The organism is Microbacterium sp. VKM Ac-2870 (assembly GCF_015350795.1).
In the GTDB taxonomy this organism is placed as follows: Bacteria; Actinomycetota; Actinomycetes; order Actinomycetales; family Microbacteriaceae; genus Microbacterium.
Map to the genome: position 1 here is coordinate 21,643 of NZ_JADKSH010000007.1, position 16,808 is coordinate 38,450.

Consider the following 16,808-nt stretch of genomic DNA (forward strand, 5'->3'; position numbering starts at 1 on the left):
GAAGAATGCTGAGCGCTGCCGTGATCGGCCTCACCGGTGCTCTCGCGCTAACTGGATGTGAGACGGGCGCCGGCTACGGCGCTGCTGCACTGAGTCAAACAAGTAAGGGGGATATCCGACTCGCGATATGCGCCCCGACCGAGGCCACCAAGTTGAGTTTCAGCGTGCGTGATCTTGCGGTGTCCAAAGATTGGACGACCGTCGTGGAGTATCAGGGACGACACAACTTCACGAGCGGTGACACGTTCGAGATTGGCGCGCCAATCTCCGGGATGCAGATCACTCAGAAGACGAAGATCCCAATCAGCAGCGGACAGGAGTATACCCTTCTCATTGATGGGAATCCCGAACGGACCATTTACTGGCGTGCCATTGGGTGGGACACAGCGGGGAGTGATTGGGTACAGGTGAATCACTCCGCCAACTTGCCGTCGCTCACCCCCCAAGCCTGCCCGACCGACTAGGGTGAGCAGTCCCGCTCAGGCGCGGACACAGTGCGAAGGACCCAAAATCACGTAGCTAAAAAGGACCAATCCCTTCGCGGCTGCGAAGCGATCAGTCATCGAGTCCAGCTGTCCGTCGAAAGTGGTTTCGCACGATAACGCCGCGAGGTACGTACACTTGCCAGAAAACTGGTAGACCCGACTACCTAGGACCCAACTAACTCTGAGAGAAGCACCCCTCATGGCACAGAAAGTCATTGTCGAGCTCGTTGACGATCTCGACGGCACCCCGATCAAGGACGGTAAGGGCGGGACGGTGAGTTTCGCGCTCGGCAAGAAGTCCTACGACATCGACCTTTCCGACACGAACCTCACCAAGCTCGAGAAAGCCCTCGCGCCGTTCATCGACGCCGCGCGTCCTTCCTCCAGCGCACCCACCGCTGGTGCACGCCGTAGCGCTTCGCGCTCGGCCCGTAAGGCTTCGGGTGTTGATCTCGCGGCCGTCCGCGACTGGGCTCGCGCCAATGGCCACACGGTCAGCGAGCGTGGACGTGTTCCCGCCGCGGTGCTCGAGGCATACGCCGCCGCGCAGTAAGCGATACTCACTGCATCGACCGATGGGTGGTCGATACGTAAGAAGTGAAAAGCGGTGGGCGCTGGCGGAGAATGACTTCTCGCCGGCGCCCACCGCCATGCGGAGGAGGCTATTCGCTCTGACTGCCGCCGATGGGAGTGACGCGGACCTGTAAACTGGGCGCGTACTCCTGAAGTAATGCGGCCCACATGATCGCTTCGAGATAGTTCTCGTGCGGCTCCGGCTCGGATCGCCACCGCGCACCGCCCGGCTCCCGGGTACTGACGTTGTACTCGCCAGAGGCCAGAAGCAGGTGCGATACGGCGCGCGAGAGGTCGCTGCTGTTGCCAGCGGGGTTCACTCCCCCGACCAGCACCGCGTTGCCGACAAGTCGCGCGCGGCCACAGGTTACGGGCAGATGGAACCACCAGAGGAACGTGGCACGCCGGTTGAACGGTAGCCCACGAAGTAGTCCTTCCTCGTTGACGTATATCGTCGCGTTGAGCTCTGGGATGTCGACCGCCTCGATCCAGCCGCCCACCACACGTTGATAGTCCTCGAGCTTCTCGAACTCGGCGCTGACCAGTGGTTCTGAATCCGATGCCGGGATGATGATGCCGTGCACCATGGGATGTCCTCCTTCACACATACGGCCAGAGAACGCGGGATGCTCTCTGTCTGAACCGCTGAATGCGAACGAGACGTCGTCGTGAACTTGAAGGGTGGTGTGCGGACGACCGGCGGGAGAGCAACGTCCGTAAAGGACGGCTCTATCCCAACCGGTCGCCCGCAGGGTGGATCTTCAGCCGCTGACCGGCTTCGCTGATCGCGTGGTCTTCGTCGCTGGGGTGGCGTCGAAAATGGCAGCGATCGCATCACGCTTACCAGCTGCCTCGCGCTCGATCTCCTCGCGCGCCGCCTGGGCGAGGCGTTGCAGCGCCGGGTCGGCCTTCGCGAGTTCGATCCAGGCGTCGATGGCGAGGCGAACCTCGTCGGTAACGTTGCGATCACGCAGCTGGGCGATGATGTCCAGCTGGGTGCGGGTGGACTCGTTGAGTCTGACCGCGAGCGGTTTGACCGGGCCATAGCCGAGTCCATTGGCGGACTCGGCAGGGGCGGGCGGGGTGTTGACGTTGGACTCGCTCATTTGGGCGGGTCACCTCCTTGACAGGTGCGGCCGAGAACTCTGATGGTTCTCTACGAGACCGCGTGCCGGCAACGAGTCGGTAGCTGCTCTCGCAGTAAACGACATCCGTACGCTCACAGCGACGGTCCGATCGACCGGAACAAAACAATCACCCGGCATGCTCCCGCGACGAACTGTCCTCAAGCAGTCCCGCGGCCCATATGACGCCATGCGCCCCCGAACGAGCCACGGCGCAGTAGCTCAAGCACATGCGAACCCCGCAGGCAGCCGGGCCCCAGCTAGACCAGATGAGGTGCCGTCAGCCTTCGCCTTGCGGGCGCTCCAATGCTCGGAGTAGTGCGCTCGCGAGTGCCACATACTCGCGCACGAGCGGGTCGGTCAACTCTGAGTCGTCCACGGATTCCACCAGGTCTGTCAACTGGCCAAAATCCGCGAGGGCCCTCCCCTCAGCCACGGAAATCACAGTGGCTGATGACAGAGTCGTGGTGATCGTACGAAGATCACGACCCCAGTCGGGAATTGATAGATGATTATCCTCCACGAGCTCGGTCAGCCGATCTAGCACCAAGGTGTGAGCAGCCGCGACCTGTGCGCGCGTTCCAAGCGGAACGCTCGACGAAACAGACGCCTCAAGCGCGAGCAACTCGCGCGGGGATGAGCCTATTGCGGCATCCGATGTTGATGCCAAGATCGCAATACTTGAAGATGCAATTCGTGTGAACTTCGCCTGAAACTCCTGACCGCCGATCTTCGCAACCACGTCAAGCTCGTCATCACCTCGTATACGATCCACTAATGCCAACGCCGCTGTCTTAAAGCTGGCGGAGTAGCGGACGGCCAGAAAAATTACGACCGCTGGCCATGCCACGGCGCCCAAGAGTCCAGAGACTGCGGCGACTAGTTCGGCCCAGTCCTTCAAGACCCTCTAACCTCGGAGTCAATTTTATCCCAAGCCGGATAGACAAGTGCCGATTCTCGGTCAAGGCTGATGAGCGAACTCGTGGCGATGTTGCCGAGTGCGTCAACAACCTCACCTCGGCGAAGCGGAAGCAAATCCTCCATCGATCGGACGGATGACCAGATGTCACGAATCGGAATTGCCGCCGGCCGGACCGTGTCGTGAACAAGAATAATATGAGCGAGGATTCGATCTTCCAAAACGATCTCAGCGTGCGATGATTCCGAATTTATACGGGAACTACTGCCTCCGACTTTACCTGTTTTCACCATATTCTACTCCAATCACAGGAAAAAAACAATCAAATTGGTCGACTCGATCGAATAGCCACTTCCAGGTGGTGTTCACACAATGTAATGAACGCCTTTCGGAATATCTTTCGCATCTGCGCAACCTGCGCTTCCTTCAAATCAGTGCCACCTTCACCAATAATCTCGGGCGAGTCTGAGACGTAATAAACGAAAAGTTTCGGATAGGCCGAGTACGAAGCGTTGAGAGAGTTGACAGACGCGCTCAACTGTGCGATTGCCTCCCAAACCTGATACCTGTAAATAGCAACCCCGCCTTTCGCGGGATCGCGAACTGCCGTTGTACTCTGGTAGGAGGCAACCCACACGCCCGCAGCAGTAAAGGGAACCTCAACTGAGTGGCCGTTGAGATAATTCACGAACTGCCGTTCGGCATCCTTCGCATTTACTGCGTCGGCTCGATCAAAAAGCAGCGCTGCAACAGCATTGAGTAGCTGGGGCGCACCGATCTCCGCCTCTGACCGGAGCTTCGCGAGGATGCCCCGCATACGCACGTTGAGACTCCGTACCTCCAGGACGGCATCCGCCGAGTCATCTTCATGCGCGACTGGAGGCGCGAGGCTACTCTCTATGGAACCGACCACGCGCAGAATGTCGACCTTCAGCTGCTCGGCGATGTGTGCGAAGTGATCTTCGGTCTTCCACGCCGGATACCAGTTGGGAGTTCGGAGCAGAGCTGCATGATAGAGGAGGCTATACCGCCGAAGTCTTCGGGTGAGTTCAGGGCCCCAGGAAGCAGATTCAAGCGCACCACGAACAATGGAAGCGGAATCTTGCATCCAGGCAATTATCGTCGCGTCGTTGATTTCTGATGCACGTGCGAGAATATTAGAATCAGAGACCGTTGTGCCGTTCTGGAGCCCTATCGGAGCGGCAGCTTTGAAGGAAAAGAAGTCGAGACTCGGGCGTTTGGAAGCCAGGGTACGGTGTAGGCCACTGTCTGCTTTCGTCTCGCCCTCTTGCTCGGTCAGCCAGAGTAGCTCCTCGACAGCTTCTTCGAGGAACTTGTTTTTAGCTACGACGTGATGATGGAAGAGTACCCATTGGTAATATCGTATTCTATTCGTGAGAAATGTTTCGATCGCGGTCCTGGCCCGGTATCCAAAGCCAATCCTCCAACCCAGCCCGCCAGGAAGAGCAGACGACGGCGATGTGTGCATCTCCATTGACTCGAACAGGCGCACTTGATCGATGGCACCGAACTCGATGCCAGCAAGTCGTGCGTCTCGAACAAGGTAGTCGATTCTGTCCACGTCGACCTCAGCGGCGATAATCTGATGGAGCGCAAACGACCATGTTCCCAGCTCAGAGCTTCGGAGGATATTCTCCACGAGCCACCAGGACACCTTCCCAACCGACGCATCCAACAGGCGGCGGGTGAGCTTGAGGCCCACCAACTCATGAAAAGCAAAATGTGCATCGGCGTAGGCAACTTCGTCCGCGAGCTGCTCAGTGTCCCCGAATCCATCGTTCGTAACTATGTGCCTGAAGTGGCGCTCGTAAAGTGACTCCAGAGTGTGGGAAAATGGCGGATGTCCCAGATCGTGGACGAGACCAGCCGCTCCGATAGCTAACCCAACTTCCTCAAAGAAGTCCAGAGTATATTCGGTCCATTCTGTGTACCATTTTCGCGTATGAGCGTCGATCGGCGTGGAATGCGTAAATGCGTCAAGCGCATTATCCGTTGCGGCGGCCTCGATTTCTGCGTAAATTATATCGCGGAGTGATTTGCGCGCACCGTCGCTCATGCGAGACCATATTCCCCGCCAAGCGGTTCTGGCGAGGTGCATGACACCTAAGCTATGTTCGAATCTGGTTCCGTTCAGTGATGGGTAGAGAGCGCGTGCCATCGCTGTTTGTTTGATGTGATGGAGCCGCTGGACCAGAGGGTGGTCTACTACGGGGACGATCTGTGCGGGCACGACCACGTAATCATGAACGGGATCTCGAATCAGGACCGCGTTTCGTGGGTCGCGTGGCTCCTCCTGGCGCGCAGACTGCTCGTCTGGTTCCGCAATAGGAGGCTTTGCGCCAGCTGACATAGCCGCACCCTATCGGCTATCTCCCGCCACGTCGATTATCTGCGACTCAGCGCGTCGTGCCCGACGGGCTTCCACCCGGTCCTACGCGCTCTTCAGGACATACAAGACGTCGTAGCCGCGACCGTCCGAAGCCTAAGCAACAACTTGTTGCCCAGACTCTCGCTGACCACGTCGTTGTGTGCACCCGTCCAGTTCACGGTGAACTTGGGCCAGAGTTCGCCGCGCCAGACGATCACGATCGTCGTCTCCGCGGTGGATTCTGGTATTGACGTCGGTTTGGCGGTGTAAGCGAACCGCCAGACCTCCTCATCTTCCACAGTCCATTGAAGTGGGGTGTCGTCTCGCAAGTCCCCCTGGAGGACAGTAATGCGCACCGGGCGCATCTGAACCGCCTGCAGACGGGCAGTCATGAGATTCAGCTCCCACCCGCACTGGTCGTGAACCGCGATGACCTTGAGGCTGGGCACAGTTTCGGTGGGCCAGTTACTCGATATCAGCCGCGCAAGCACCCGCACGCCTCTGTCCGAGTAGCGCCGCACTTGACGTTGGTCCATGCCGATATCTGCTCCGAAGGCGTCGAGGCGCTTGAGGTGTGTGTCTCCCTCGGCGAGCAGCCCGAGCGACGCCGCCGCCGCTTTGACAGCAAGGTCGAGATCTGAATCGAAGATCTCGTGACACAGACGCGTGTAAGCGACGAACGGGTCCCCACCACCAAGAAGGTCACAGATCACACGGGCGCCCGCGATCGCATGCACGGTGGCGCCGGAACTCATCTTGCGAAGCGCGAGTAACTCGGCGAGCACGCGACTTTCGAGCGTCTCAGCTTCCATCAGCGGGTGTCACTTTCTTGTCACGACCGTGAACATCGCCCTCCGATTCGATGATTCCAGAGATTCCGACCGGATCTCGGAACATTGAACGGAGCATCATCATGACAACCAATGAACTGCTTCCCTCGGGAAGCTTCGCGGGGGCGAAAGGTCTCTCCTCGATGTCGCTGGGCATCCAGCGGCAGACGCGTCGCGAGGTCGATCAGATCCAGCGGCGTGCGGTCGTCGCGAAGCTGACCGAGGACGGGCGCGCCCTCCTCAGCAACGTCGCGTTGGAGCACGTCGGTGCGCTGACGGCGATGGAGCAGCATCTCATCACCATCGCGCCGCTCGGAGAGGCTCGCTACCGGGAGATCGTGGACAGCTACACGCTCGGCGCTGCCGCGGCTATCCGACGGTGGCACTGACATGACCGCGCTCGCACTCCTCTCCCTGCCGTTCCTGATCATCGGCGGGCTCGTCAAAGGCGTCGGCTACGTGGGCGGGTGGCTCATGAATCTGTACGAGCGTCACCGTGCGCGGAAGCGTGCCGCTCTCGAGGCGGAGCTGGACCGGAAGCAGGCGGAGCTTCGCGGCACGATCCTGAGCCTGGCCGGTGCGCTCGGGATGGAAGCTCACGAAGCTCGCAAGGCGCTCATCCGCGAGTCGTACCTCGCCTCTGGGCGCGTCCCGGAGGCCTGAATCGGACCGGCCGGTGCGACGGGCAGTGTCACCGCGACTGGCGCGTCGTCCCGGCCTTCGACTCGCCGTCCGTCTTAGTGCGGGGCTGTGGATGAGTCCGTGTGGTTTTTGCAACATCCACAGGACTTGTCCACAGCCCACCTCAAGAGACCTGCCGACGCTGCCGGTGGGGTGCGCGATTGGACGGTTGCTGAAACCGGCCTGAGAGCGCATAACCAGGGAGGCAGCCCCGCACGACCGCGATATTCGTCGTCAACCCAGCGGGCTAAGACCGCTGCGGGAAGGAGCACACACATGCACACCACCAACACCAACCATCACCCGGACGACGCCCCCACGACGGCCCCCGGACGCCGCTACCGGACGATCCTCGCGGACCCGCCCTGGCAGGCCGGCCAGCAGGGGAAGTACGGCGCGGAGCATCACTACGACCTCATGAACCTCGAACGCATCAAGGCGATGCCCGTCGCCAATCTCGCCGAGGACAATGCGCACCTCTATCTCTGGTGCTACCCATCGACCAGGTACGTGGCCGAGGACGTCATGCGGGCCTGGGGGTTCGAGTTCAAGGACGAGTTCGTCTGGGGTAAAGACCAGATGGGTCTCGGCCAGTACTTCCGTCACGCCCACGAAACCCTCCTGCTCGGCGTGAAGGGGAAGCTGCCCGTCAAGTTCCGTGGGCAACGCTCGTTCACGATGCTGCCCCGCCAGGACCACTCCCATAAACCGGAGGAAGTCCACGCCATGATCCAACGCCTCAGCCCCGGCCCCTACCTCGAACTCTTCGCCCGACGCCCCGCCCATGGCTTTGACATCTGGGGAAACGAAGTCGAGTCCGACATCTCCATTCCCGGCTACCCCGTCCCGAGCGACAGTCTGCCGCGCCGAGCAGCCGTTCCGAGTTCGGAGGTCGACCATGCCTGACATGATCCAACTCCCCCTCATCCCTTCGGAGGTTCCACATGTCCTCGTCCGAGAAGACCGTCCTGCAGCGGTTCGTGTCCGCCTGTGCGACCGTCGCGTTCGCCGCGTTCCTGCTCTGGTTGGCCGTCTGGCTGCTCCAACAGATCTGGGGCTGGCTGCTCCTGATCCTGCTCATCGGCGCGGTCGTCGCGGTGGTGGTGATCGTGCTGCGAGCCCGGCGCGACCGGTGGTTTCGGTAGGAGGCGGCCGATGAGCGGCCCGTCGCGCCGCGGTCGGGGACGGCCCCGCCGCGAGTACCGCATCCGCATCCGTGGGGAGCGCCGCGAACACCCCGACTACGACAAACTCGCCCGCGCCCTCCTCGAGCACGCCGCGATGGAAGAACGCGCCCGCCGAGAGGGTCGCTCGTCTGCTCGCGACGTGTCGCCCGGCCCCGCGGATGAGACACGCGGTGCCGAGACGGAGAGGGGTGCCTCATGACGACGTGGCGTGAATTGCACTTATCCGCCGTCGACGAAGCCCACGCCCTCGGATTCCTCCGCGCCCTGGCGGCGACCGAAGGGCGAGGCGGCATCGTGTGGGAGATCCGCACCGAAGCCGGCCGCACCCGCTATCTGATCGGCGCCGACCCGACCGACCTCTCCGCAACCCTCTCCACTCTGCGGCGCCTCATGCCAGGCGTCGCCGTCACCGCACCGGAGCCGCGGCGAGAAGCAGAACGGGCGGGACGGTTGCAGATGCGCGGCAGGTACCTGAATCTCGCGCTCGATGCCCGCACCGAAACCCTCCGCGCGGTACTCGCCGCACTCTCGGGCGCGACCGGTAAGGAGGACACCCTCGTCCTCCAGGTGGTGCTCGGCCGGGCCCTCGCCCCTGAGCTCCTCCCGACCAGCACCCCCGACCCGAGCGCGTCGCTCGGCAGGACATTGATTTCCGGGCTACGTCCGGCCGAGCGCAGCATGCACGCTCGGATGCAGGACAAGCTCGCCCAGTACCGGTTCCGCACGGTCGTGCGCATCGGCGTCACCAGCCCCTCCCCCGTACGCCGGCGCCTCCTCATCCACGGCCTACTGGCTGCGATCCGGACCTTGCAGTCCAGCGGCGTGAAGATCTCCCTCACCACGAAGAACCCCGCCAACCTCGACGCCGGCCTCATCCCGCTACGCCAACCCCTGCGCCTGACGCCGGAGGAGCTGCTCCCCCTGCTGGCATGGCCGATCGGGGACAGCGATCTGCCCGGCCTCCCGAACCGGCACCCCGCGCTGCTCCCACCGCCGAAGACCTACACGGCGCCAACGAAGCGCGTCTTCGCGACCTCAACCGCGCCGGGCACCAACGTCCCTGTCGGGATCGGCATGACCGACGCGCTCCGACACACCCACCTGTACGGGCCGACCGGGGCGGGGAAGAGCACCCTCATGCTGCACCTCATCAAGGCCGACATCGACGCCGGTCGATCAGTCGTAGTGGTTGATCCGAAGCGTGATCTCGCGATGGACGTGCTCAGCCTCATCCCGGAGAACCGGAGAAGCGAGGTGGCGGTCATCGACTCCCTCTCCACACGCCCGGCGGGGGTGAACCCGTTCGCCGGGTTCGACGGGCCGGGGCAGGGGGATCGTCGCGCCCTGGTCGCGGAGAGCATGCTCGACCTATTCCGAGGGTTGTTCCCTGCGGCGTTCGGCCCCCTCACCGCCGACACCCTCCACGCCTCCTTCCTCACGCTGACCTACGCCCCAGACGCGTCCCTCGCGGTGCTCCCCAAGCTGCTCACCGATGACCGGTACCGGCGAAAGGTCGTCGCGACGATCAGTGAGCCGTCGCTGCTGGAGTTCTGGGCCCAATACGAGCAGAAGACCCCCGGCCAACAGGCCGCCGCCACCGGGCCGGTCATGACCCGGCTGCGCCAGTTTCTGCTGCGCCCTGGGGTGCGGGCCGTGCTGGATCAGCCGCACCCGGCGTTCGATCTTGCCGACCTGTTCACGAAACCCCGCATCCTGATCGTGAGCCTGAACAAGGGCCTCCTCGGTACCCAGGCTGCGAGCCTGCTCGGCTCCCTCGTGGTCAGCCAGCTGTGGCAGCTAATTCTGGCCCGCGCCGCCGTCCCAGCCGAGAAGCGCAAGCCGGTCAGCATCTACGTCGATGAAGCCCAGCACTTCCTCCACATCGGAGATCTCCAAGAAGCCCTCGAACAGTCCCGGTCCCTGGGAGCGGCGTGGCACCTCGCCCACCAGGACCGGGGACAGCTCTCCCCGAGTCTGTTGAAGGCCATCGATGCCAACGCGAGAAACAAGATCATCTTCGGCCTCGAAGACGACGAAGCGAAAACCGCCGCCCGTCTCACCGGCCTCGACGCGGAAGATTTCACCCGCCTGCCGCCCTACGAGATCTACACCAGCCTCCAGTCTGCAGGTTCCCGCACGGGGTGGTTCTCCGCCCGCGTTCTCCCACCACCGAAAGCCATCACCAGCGCCGACATGGTCATCTCCGAAGCAGAAGCCCACTACGGCGCACGCGTGACGACACCCGACAGCCCGGCGTCGAACCCCAGCGGCGCGACGCTCCTGGATGAGGACGAGCCCATCGGGCGTACGAAACGGAGCCCGAAATGAGACGGGCTGAAGAGGTGAGGAGGTGTCCGGTCGCCCGACGGTTCGGAAGCAGAAACCAGCCCACAATCCCGCATCGTGGCGGCGTTGCTCGCCTCGTAAGGGAGGGGACTCTCCCGCCCCTGGCGGGATCCCAGTCGCCCGTCACCTGGATCGCGAGGGAGGCCCGCCGATGAGCGACCACCCGACACCAGCAACGCGCATCAGCGGGAACCAGCGGGCCGCCCTTCTCGAGCGACTGTCGAGCCGAGATCTCGCTGTGCTTCGCTTCCTCAGCGCCCAGGGATACGCCTCCTCCGCCCACCTACGACGGATGTTCTTCACCGACCACGCCACCTTCAGCGCGGCCACCCGGGCCACCGTCCGCGTCCTGGACCGGCTCCTGACACTTCGGTTGGTCACCCGCCTGGAGCGGAAGATCGGCGGCTACACGCGGGGCTCCGCCGCTTACATTTGGCATCTCGATGCTGCCGGCGAACGCCTCACCCGCGCCGAACACGCCCCACGCCGCCGCTACACCGAACCAGCCCTCCCGTTCCTCGATCACCGTCTGCAGGTCACCGACGCCGTCGTCACCCTGCACGAGCTGACCCGCGACGGAGACACGCAGCTCAGCAGCATCGCTGTCGAGACAGCCGCCTGGCGCAGCTTTCTGAGCCCGCACGGCACCACCGCCATCCTGAAGCCCGACCTCTACGCGCAGCTGTCTACCGAGAGCTACGACGACCACTGGTACATCGAAATCGACCGCGGCACCGAACACCTGCCCGTGATCCTCACCAAATGCCGCACCTACGCCGCCTACCGCGCCACCGGCCGCGCCCAAGCCGAACACGGCGTCTTCCCCCGCATCCTCTGGATCGTCCCCACACAGCGGCGCGTGGAGCGGCTCACCGCCGCTATCCACGCCGACAAGAACCTGCCAGACCGACTGTTCACCGTCATCACCCCCGACCAACTCGAGGCCACCATCCGCGACGACGCCTACCCCGCAGCACCCGAGAGGAGGAACCCATGAGCCCCGAAACACCCCCGCCCCGTGACCGGGAACCGGAGAACGAGCCCTGGCGACCCCGAAGCAACCCGCCATTCGGGCCGGAAGCAGCAGCCTCCGTCGAACGTTCCCTCGCCCAGCTCAAGGATCCCGATGACGCGCTCCGCATCCTCTGCGGCGTGCAGCAAAACGGCGCCGCGTTCGCCGCCTACCTGATGCTCACCGATACCAACCTCGCCGCCGAGAACATCATCGACGCCTTCTACGACAGCTACCTCGACGCCTGGAAACACTTCGACCAGTTCCGCACCGTCATCCTCGAAAACCTCGGCTGGCTCGACGCCGTCACCACCGTCATGACCGAACAAGGCATCCCCGCCGACCATCTCACCTGGAACCGAGCCGCCATAGACCAGCAAATCTTCCAGACCTACGACGCCGTCCACATCGACGGTTGGTGGCACATCTTCCAGAAGTAGCAGCTTCCGGCGCTCGCCACTGCGAGAGCCGGACACAAGCTCACCCACCGGGTGAGAACAACACAACAGACCGGAGACGCCACGCGCGGCCCCGGCGCCCTCATGAAAGGAGGCGACCATGACAACACCAATCAAGAAGCAATCCCCCAGGAGAAAGGAGAAGCCCGTCGCGGGCGCCTTCCTGAGGATGGAGACACCGACGGAGAACCGAGCGCCCGCGGAACTCGGCGGCCAAACACTCGACGAACAAGAACAGATCGTGCACGCTCACGCCGCGCGCATCGGCGTCACGATCCGTCACCAACTCGTCTGGGTAGCCACGGCCGAAGAAGACACGCCCGACGCTCGCATCACCCAGCTGGTCGACATCCTCACGAAGCGACCAGTACGGCACCTCCTCGTCCCGGCGTCCCTTTATCAGGGGTACACCGACGACGACATCATGAAGCACGCAGTCATGCTCACGATGCACGGAACCGAACTGATCCTCGTCGAAGACTGAGGTCACCCCTCGGCCCCGCCGCCCCAACAAGGCGGTGGGGCCGAGCCAACCTCCAAGCACATAAATGCCTGATCAATGATGACAATTCCGCATCACCTGAAGTATCGACTTCCCGCGCAAAGAGAGCGTAAATAGGGAAGCTAAGTCCGCCCATCCGGGCAGAAAGGAGGCATCATGTACGACACTGCCAGCCCCGCAGGGGCTCCCCCAACGACCAGGCTGACCGCCGTCTCCTATCTGCGCGTCTCAACAAAGGAACAAGCGGAACGCGATGGCGACCCGGAGGGATACAGCCTTCCAGCCCAACGCGAAGCCAACCGACGCAAGGCCGAATCCCTCGGCGCCGACATCGTTGAAGAGTTCGTCGACCGCGGCGAATCAGCACGATCCGCCGACCGTCCCGATCTACAGCGCATGCTGAAATTCGTCGTCGAGAACCCCGTCAATTTCGTGATCGTGCACAAAGTGGACCGCCTGGCGCGTAACCGGGCAGACGACGTCACGATCAACCTGGCGCTCCAGCAGGCTGGTGTCCGGCTGGTTTCAGTGAGCGAGAACATTGATGAGACGCCGTCCGGCATGCTGCTGCACGGCATCATGAGCTCCATTGCAGAGTTCTACTCGCGCAACCTCGCGAACGAGGTCGTCAAAGGCATGAGTCAGAAAGCCAAGACGGGTGGGACACCTGGACGAGCGCCTATCGGCTACCTCAACCGAGGCATCATCAACGAAGACGGCCGGGAAGTGCGAACCGTCGTTGTTGACGAGCAACGTGCAGCCCTCATCTCATGGGCGTTTAGGACCTACGCGGAGGGTCAACACACCGTTCGTGAACTCGCTGAAGAAGCTGCCGCGCGTGGGCTTGGATCGCCCGCCACACCCTCCAGACCGTCGCGCCCGGTCGACGCGACGATGCTTCATAAGATCCTTTCCAACCCCTACTACAAGGGCGAAGTTCGATTCCAGGGCGCCACCTATCCGGGGCGTCATCAACCACTCGTCGATGCAGCAACCTGGCAACGCGTACAGGACCTCATGGCTTCGCGAGTGCTGGGCGAGAAGATCCGCAAGCACCACCTATACCTTAAAAGCTCAGTGTTCTGCGGGAAGTGCGGATCTCGGCTCATCGTCCATATGCCCAAGAATCGACACGGCACCGTCTACGAGTACTACATCTGCTCCGGCCGCCACTCTAGGCGCAACGGCTGCGACCAACGCTCGCTGCCAGTCGGACTCGTCGAGAACAAGGTTGTCGAACTCTACAAGCGCCTCCAGCTCGAACCCGAAGCGCGCGAGATCGTGAGGAGGCAGTTAAAAGTCGAACTCGAGCGCGGCTCGCTCGAAGCTCGCAAAGCGCAACGCGACCTTGCCTTGGAGCAATCCCGCCTCGATGCTCGCAGCCGCAAGCTGCTCGACGCTCACCTCGACGGCGCGCTACCCGCCGATCTCTACAAGGAAGAGCAGCAAGCAATATCCCGACAGCTCGCAGCCGTCGTCGAGCGCTTGCAAAACCTGACCGTCCGATTCGATGAACTGGAACGCAACCTGGAGACCGCCATCGAACTGACAGCCAGTTGCTACGAGGCGTACCGCCGCGCTCCCGATGCACTGCGCCGCATCTACAACCAGGCCTTCTTTACACGGATTCTGATCTGGGAAGAAGAGCCCGCCAGCGGCGAACTCCAAGACCTCTTCGAACTCGTGCTCACCATCTCCGCCGAAACACAGGCTCAGGAAAGACAAGAGGCCGAGAACACGGGGTTCTCGGCCTCAAAGGGTTCTAAAGACGAACATTTGGTGCCCCTGGAGGGATTCGAACCCCCGACCCGCTCCTTAGGACGGAGTGGCTCTTCCACTGAGCTACAGAGGCTGGCGCATCGATTCTAACCGGGCGGCGCCTGCGCACCGGCCGCGCCGGCACCATCCAGCGCCCACCGCAGATAGGGCGCGAGGTGCTCGGAATACGCGACGGTCAGGTGGGTCTGGTCGTAGCGGATCGGCAGCGCTCCTGCGAACGCCGGGCAGACGTCCTGCCAGCACGTGAACGCCAGCGCATCCACCACGCGATCGCCAGTCGCCGCCGCGGCGGCCGCCGTTGCCGCCTGCATGTCGCGCCACACGGGCGTGATGCTCGTCGCGCACGCGTACGGCGACCCGACCCGCGTGTAGCAGTTGCCGAGGGGCGCGCCCTCCGGAGGCGCCTCGAGGTAGACGATGCGGCCCGGCATCCCGTACCGCGCCATCTCGGCCGCCTCAGCGGCGATCAGATCTGCCGCACTGAGGTCACGCCCATCGACCGCGCGACCCAGGGTGTACGCGTTCGAGACGAGGACCTTCTCGGGGTGGTCGGCGGCGATCATCGCGGCGACGTCGTTCTTGCGCTGCGTGCACGCCTGCATCACCGCGGGGTCGTCGTTCTGCACGAGCACGTCGGTGAACCGGCATCCGTAGAGCCCGACCGTCGTGACGCGGATCGCTCCCCCACTCTGCTCGGCGAGCGCCTTCAGCGCCGGCGCGTACGCCATCGCGGTCGAGTCGCCCACGAGGTACAGGTGCCGCGGAGCGTCGCCGCTCCCCCACGTGCACGCCGCGGCATCCGGACGCGGCGTCGGCGCGAAGCAGTCGTGCGCGGGGTTTGCCCCCGACGACTGCGCCATCACCTCATCGATCGACGGGTGCAGATCGGGCCAGGTCGTCGCCGACACCGCCGCCGCCAGATCGGCTTGCAGCGCCGCGGTCGGATCCTCGATCGCGGCCGGGCTCTCCTGCCCTGCGCCGGCGATCGGGGCTGTCGACCGCGGCTGCTGCATCTGCACCGTCAGCACCCCGAGCAGCACCGCCGCCACCAGCCCTGCCGAGGCGAGCACGATCTGCGTACTGAAACGCTCGCGCCACGCATCCATCGCCCGTCCGACCGGTTCGGCCACGGGGCTGGGCGCCGGCGCGAGCGGCGCCACGTCGGGCACCTCCACGACCGATGCCGGCTCGACGACCACAGGCGTCGCGGATGCCGTCACCACCTCGGCATCCGCGGACGACGCGGCATGGGCGGCGGGTCGCGGGGCTCCCGGGTAGTACCGCGTCCCGGGCTGCCACCCGGCGGGCCGGCGCGTCGGCACCGCGACCGCGCGCGCAACCGGTGTCGCGGATGCGGGGGCATTCCCCGGGGGCACCGGCGGCGACGCGGCGGGCTCCGCCGCCTGCGTCACTATCCCCGGAGCCGCGGGAACGCGACCGCCGAGGAACGGCGCATGCCGCAACGGCTGCTCGACGATCGCATACGACGCGAACCCGAAGACCGCGATCGCCGCGAAGGTCAGTGGCAGCGACCACGCCGACGCCGGTAGCAGCGCGGCCGCGAACACCACGACGGGGTAGTGCCACAGGTAGAGCGAGTACGACGCGTTGCCCACGGCGATGCTCAGCGGATTGGTCAGCAGGAACAGTGATGGCGGCGGAGCGGAAACCCCACCGGCCAACGCGACCACCGTCGCGACGACGGGCGCCGCCGCCCACGGCCCCGGAAAACCGACGGTCGACGGGTCGAGCAGCAGGAACGACGCGACGATGCCCGCCAGCCCCGCCCACGCGAACAACGCTCCCAGCCCGGCAGGCATACGCCGCAGCAACGGCACGGCGGTCGCCAGAAGCGCACCCAGCGCGAACTCCCACGCGCGCGTGCCGGTCGAGAAGTACGCGGCGGTCGGTGCCGACGCGCCCTGCAGCACCGCCCAGCCGAAGGATGCCGCGGCGACCGCCGCCGCCCACACCGCCGTGACCGCGAGCACAGCCCGACCCCGGCGCGCCGCCGCCGGCACGAACAGCAGCGAGACGATCAGCAGCCCTGGCCAGACGAGGTAGAACTGCTCCTCCACCGACAACGACCAGAAGTTCTGCAGCGGCGACACCGCATCGCCGGCGTGGAAGTAGTCGGTGCCGACCTGCGTGAACCGCCAGTTCGACGCCAGCAGCACCGCAGAGATCCCGTCCCACAACACCTGCTCGGCGCGGGCGCGGCTGAACAGAGCGAACGTCGCGCCCACCACCGCCGCAACGGTGACGACCGCTGCGGGCACCAGGCGCCGCGCACGCCGCGCGTAGAAACGACCCAGCCGAACGCGTCCGCTGCCCTGCTGCTCGCGCAGCAGCATCCCCGTGATGAGAAAGCCCGAGATCACGAAGAACACGTCAACCCCGGCGAAGCCGCCGCGCGGCCACCCGCTGGCGTGCGCGCCGATGACGGCCAGCACGGCGAGCGCGCGCAGGCCCTGGATATCGCGGCGAAGAGGCACAGAAATCAGCCGGTGAAGGGAGCGAGTG

Annotated in this window: 18 protein-coding genes, 1 tRNA gene and 1 pseudogene; 12 read left to right on the forward strand and 8 right to left on the reverse strand. The window is 64.0% G+C overall.

What is annotated here, in order from left to right; genetic code table 11:
- The first annotated feature begins 5 nt into the window (after positions 1–5).
- Positions 6–464 (forward strand): hypothetical protein, encoded by a 459-nt coding sequence (locus ITJ43_RS14295; RefSeq protein WP_194584530.1) that lies wholly within the window; start codon positions 6–8, stop codon positions 462–464.
- A gap of 220 nt (positions 465–684) precedes the next feature.
- Positions 685–1,038 carry a histone-like nucleoid-structuring protein Lsr2 gene (locus ITJ43_RS14300; protein ID WP_194584531.1) on the forward strand — a complete coding sequence of 118 codons (354 nt, stop codon included), beginning with the start codon at positions 685–687 and terminating at the stop codon, positions 1,036–1,038.
- A 109-nt stretch (positions 1,039–1,147) separates the two neighbouring features.
- On the opposite strand, the gene ITJ43_RS14305 is transcribed toward ITJ43_RS14300, so the two are convergent.
- From ITJ43_RS14305 to ITJ43_RS14325, 5 genes are all read right to left on the reverse strand, one after another.
- Positions 1,148–1,645: a DUF3846 domain-containing protein gene (locus tag ITJ43_RS14305; RefSeq protein ID WP_194584532.1), complete on the reverse strand. Its 498-nt coding sequence runs from the start codon at positions 1,643–1,645 to the stop codon at positions 1,148–1,150.
- A 174-nt stretch (positions 1,646–1,819) separates the two neighbouring features.
- Positions 1,820–2,164 (reverse strand): hypothetical protein, encoded by a 345-nt coding sequence (locus tag ITJ43_RS14310; RefSeq protein ID WP_194584533.1) that lies wholly within the window; start codon positions 2,162–2,164, stop codon positions 1,820–1,822.
- Between the two features lie 298 nt (positions 2,165–2,462).
- Positions 2,463–2,924 (reverse strand): hypothetical protein, encoded by a 462-nt coding sequence (locus tag ITJ43_RS14315; protein ID WP_194584534.1) that lies wholly within the window; start codon positions 2,922–2,924, stop codon positions 2,463–2,465.
- Between the two features lie 499 nt (positions 2,925–3,423).
- Positions 3,424–5,178: a hypothetical protein gene (locus tag ITJ43_RS14320; RefSeq protein WP_323741247.1), complete on the reverse strand. Its 1,755-nt coding sequence runs from the start codon at positions 5,176–5,178 to the stop codon at positions 3,424–3,426.
- Positions 5,179–5,564: 386 nt separating this feature from the next.
- Positions 5,565–6,302, reverse strand: coding sequence for a hypothetical protein (locus ITJ43_RS14325; RefSeq protein ID WP_194584536.1), 738 nt, complete (start codon positions 6,300–6,302; stop codon positions 5,565–5,567).
- Between the two features lie 101 nt (positions 6,303–6,403).
- Between ITJ43_RS14325 and ITJ43_RS14330 the strand changes: the two genes are divergently transcribed.
- The 10 genes and pseudogenes from ITJ43_RS14330 to ITJ43_RS15455 form a co-directional block, all read left to right on the forward strand.
- Positions 6,404–6,709 (forward strand): hypothetical protein, encoded by a 306-nt coding sequence (locus tag ITJ43_RS14330; protein WP_194584537.1) that lies wholly within the window; start codon positions 6,404–6,406, stop codon positions 6,707–6,709.
- A 1-nt stretch (position 6,710) separates the two neighbouring features.
- Positions 6,711–6,983: a hypothetical protein gene (locus ITJ43_RS14335; protein ID WP_194584538.1), complete on the forward strand. Its 273-nt coding sequence runs from the start codon at positions 6,711–6,713 to the stop codon at positions 6,981–6,983.
- Between the two features lie 294 nt (positions 6,984–7,277).
- Complete coding sequence (locus tag ITJ43_RS14340; protein WP_194584539.1) at positions 7,278–7,907, forward strand: MT-A70 family methyltransferase; 630 nt, start codon at positions 7,278–7,280, stop codon at positions 7,905–7,907.
- Between the two features lie 38 nt (positions 7,908–7,945).
- On the forward strand, positions 7,946–8,146 hold the full coding sequence (locus tag ITJ43_RS14345; RefSeq protein ID WP_194584540.1) for a hypothetical protein: 201 nt from the start codon (positions 7,946–7,948) through the stop codon (positions 8,144–8,146).
- 10 nt (positions 8,147–8,156) lie between these two features.
- A complete protein-coding gene (locus tag ITJ43_RS14350; RefSeq protein WP_194584541.1) occupies positions 8,157–8,387 on the forward strand; it encodes a hypothetical protein in 231 nt (76 codons plus the stop codon).
- A complete protein-coding gene (locus tag ITJ43_RS14355; RefSeq protein ID WP_194584542.1) occupies positions 8,384–10,516 on the forward strand; it encodes a type IV secretory system conjugative DNA transfer family protein in 2,133 nt (710 codons plus the stop codon). The genes ITJ43_RS14350 and ITJ43_RS14355 overlap by 4 nt, the downstream gene beginning before the upstream one ends.
- Before the next feature lie 169 nt (positions 10,517–10,685).
- On the forward strand, positions 10,686–11,531 hold the full coding sequence (locus tag ITJ43_RS14360) for a replication-relaxation family protein (RefSeq protein ID WP_194584543.1): 846 nt from the start codon (positions 10,686–10,688) through the stop codon (positions 11,529–11,531).
- Positions 11,528–11,986, forward strand: coding sequence for a hypothetical protein (locus ITJ43_RS14365; protein ID WP_194584544.1), 459 nt, complete (start codon positions 11,528–11,530; stop codon positions 11,984–11,986). The genes ITJ43_RS14360 and ITJ43_RS14365 overlap by 4 nt, the downstream gene beginning before the upstream one ends.
- Positions 11,987–12,104: 118 nt before the next feature.
- Positions 12,105–12,488 carry a hypothetical protein gene (locus ITJ43_RS14370; RefSeq protein ID WP_194584545.1) on the forward strand — a complete coding sequence of 128 codons (384 nt, stop codon included), beginning with the start codon at positions 12,105–12,107 and terminating at the stop codon, positions 12,486–12,488.
- A gap of 174 nt (positions 12,489–12,662) precedes the next feature.
- Positions 12,663–13,739 (forward strand): annotated as a pseudogene (locus tag ITJ43_RS15455) (recombinase family protein); the annotation flags it as partial.
- A gap of 183 nt (positions 13,740–13,922) precedes the next feature.
- Here ITJ43_RS15455 and ITJ43_RS14385 read toward each other — a convergent pair.
- The 3 genes from ITJ43_RS14385 to ITJ43_RS14395 form a co-directional block, all read right to left on the reverse strand.
- Entirely contained in the window at positions 13,923–14,231 is a 309-nt protein-coding gene (locus ITJ43_RS14385) for a hypothetical protein (RefSeq protein WP_194584546.1), read from the reverse strand.
- Between the two features lie 52 nt (positions 14,232–14,283).
- A tRNA-Arg gene (locus ITJ43_RS14390) sits at positions 14,284–14,358 on the reverse strand.
- Positions 14,359–14,371: 13 nt separating this feature from the next.
- Positions 14,372–16,780, reverse strand: coding sequence for an acyltransferase family protein (locus ITJ43_RS14395; protein ID WP_194584547.1), 2,409 nt, complete (start codon positions 16,778–16,780; stop codon positions 14,372–14,374).
- Positions 16,781–16,808 lie beyond the last annotated feature (28 nt).

Coding starts and splice junctions, on each gene's coding strand:
- ITJ43_RS14310 (WP_194584533.1), bottom strand. CDS start 2,164: ATGAGCGAGTCCAACGTCAACACCCCGCCCGCCCCTGCCGAGTCCGCC.
- ITJ43_RS14325 (WP_194584536.1), bottom strand. CDS start 6,302: ATGGAAGCTGAGACGCTCGAAAGTCGCGTGCTCGCCGAGTTACTCGCG.
- ITJ43_RS14295 (WP_194584530.1), top strand. CDS start 6: ATGCTGAGCGCTGCCGTGATCGGCCTCACCGGTGCTCTCGCGCTAACT.
- ITJ43_RS14305 (WP_194584532.1), bottom strand. CDS start 1,645: ATGGTGCACGGCATCATCATCCCGGCATCGGATTCAGAACCACTGGTC.
- ITJ43_RS14300 (WP_194584531.1), top strand. CDS start 685: ATGGCACAGAAAGTCATTGTCGAGCTCGTTGACGATCTCGACGGCACC.
- ITJ43_RS14350 (WP_194584541.1), top strand. CDS start 8,157: ATGAGCGGCCCGTCGCGCCGCGGTCGGGGACGGCCCCGCCGCGAGTAC.
- ITJ43_RS14345 (WP_194584540.1), top strand. CDS start 7,946: ATGTCCTCGTCCGAGAAGACCGTCCTGCAGCGGTTCGTGTCCGCCTGT.
- ITJ43_RS14335 (WP_194584538.1), top strand. CDS start 6,711: ATGACCGCGCTCGCACTCCTCTCCCTGCCGTTCCTGATCATCGGCGGG.
- ITJ43_RS14370 (WP_194584545.1), top strand. CDS start 12,105: ATGACAACACCAATCAAGAAGCAATCCCCCAGGAGAAAGGAGAAGCCC.
- ITJ43_RS14355 (WP_194584542.1), top strand. CDS start 8,384: ATGACGACGTGGCGTGAATTGCACTTATCCGCCGTCGACGAAGCCCAC.
- ITJ43_RS14340 (WP_194584539.1), top strand. CDS start 7,278: ATGCACACCACCAACACCAACCATCACCCGGACGACGCCCCCACGACG.
- ITJ43_RS14365 (WP_194584544.1), top strand. CDS start 11,528: ATGAGCCCCGAAACACCCCCGCCCCGTGACCGGGAACCGGAGAACGAG.
- ITJ43_RS14360 (WP_194584543.1), top strand. CDS start 10,686: ATGAGCGACCACCCGACACCAGCAACGCGCATCAGCGGGAACCAGCGG.
- ITJ43_RS14330 (WP_194584537.1), top strand. CDS start 6,404: ATGACAACCAATGAACTGCTTCCCTCGGGAAGCTTCGCGGGGGCGAAA.
- ITJ43_RS14320 (WP_323741247.1), bottom strand. CDS start 5,178: ATGAGCGACGGTGCGCGCAAATCACTCCGCGATATAATTTACGCAGAA.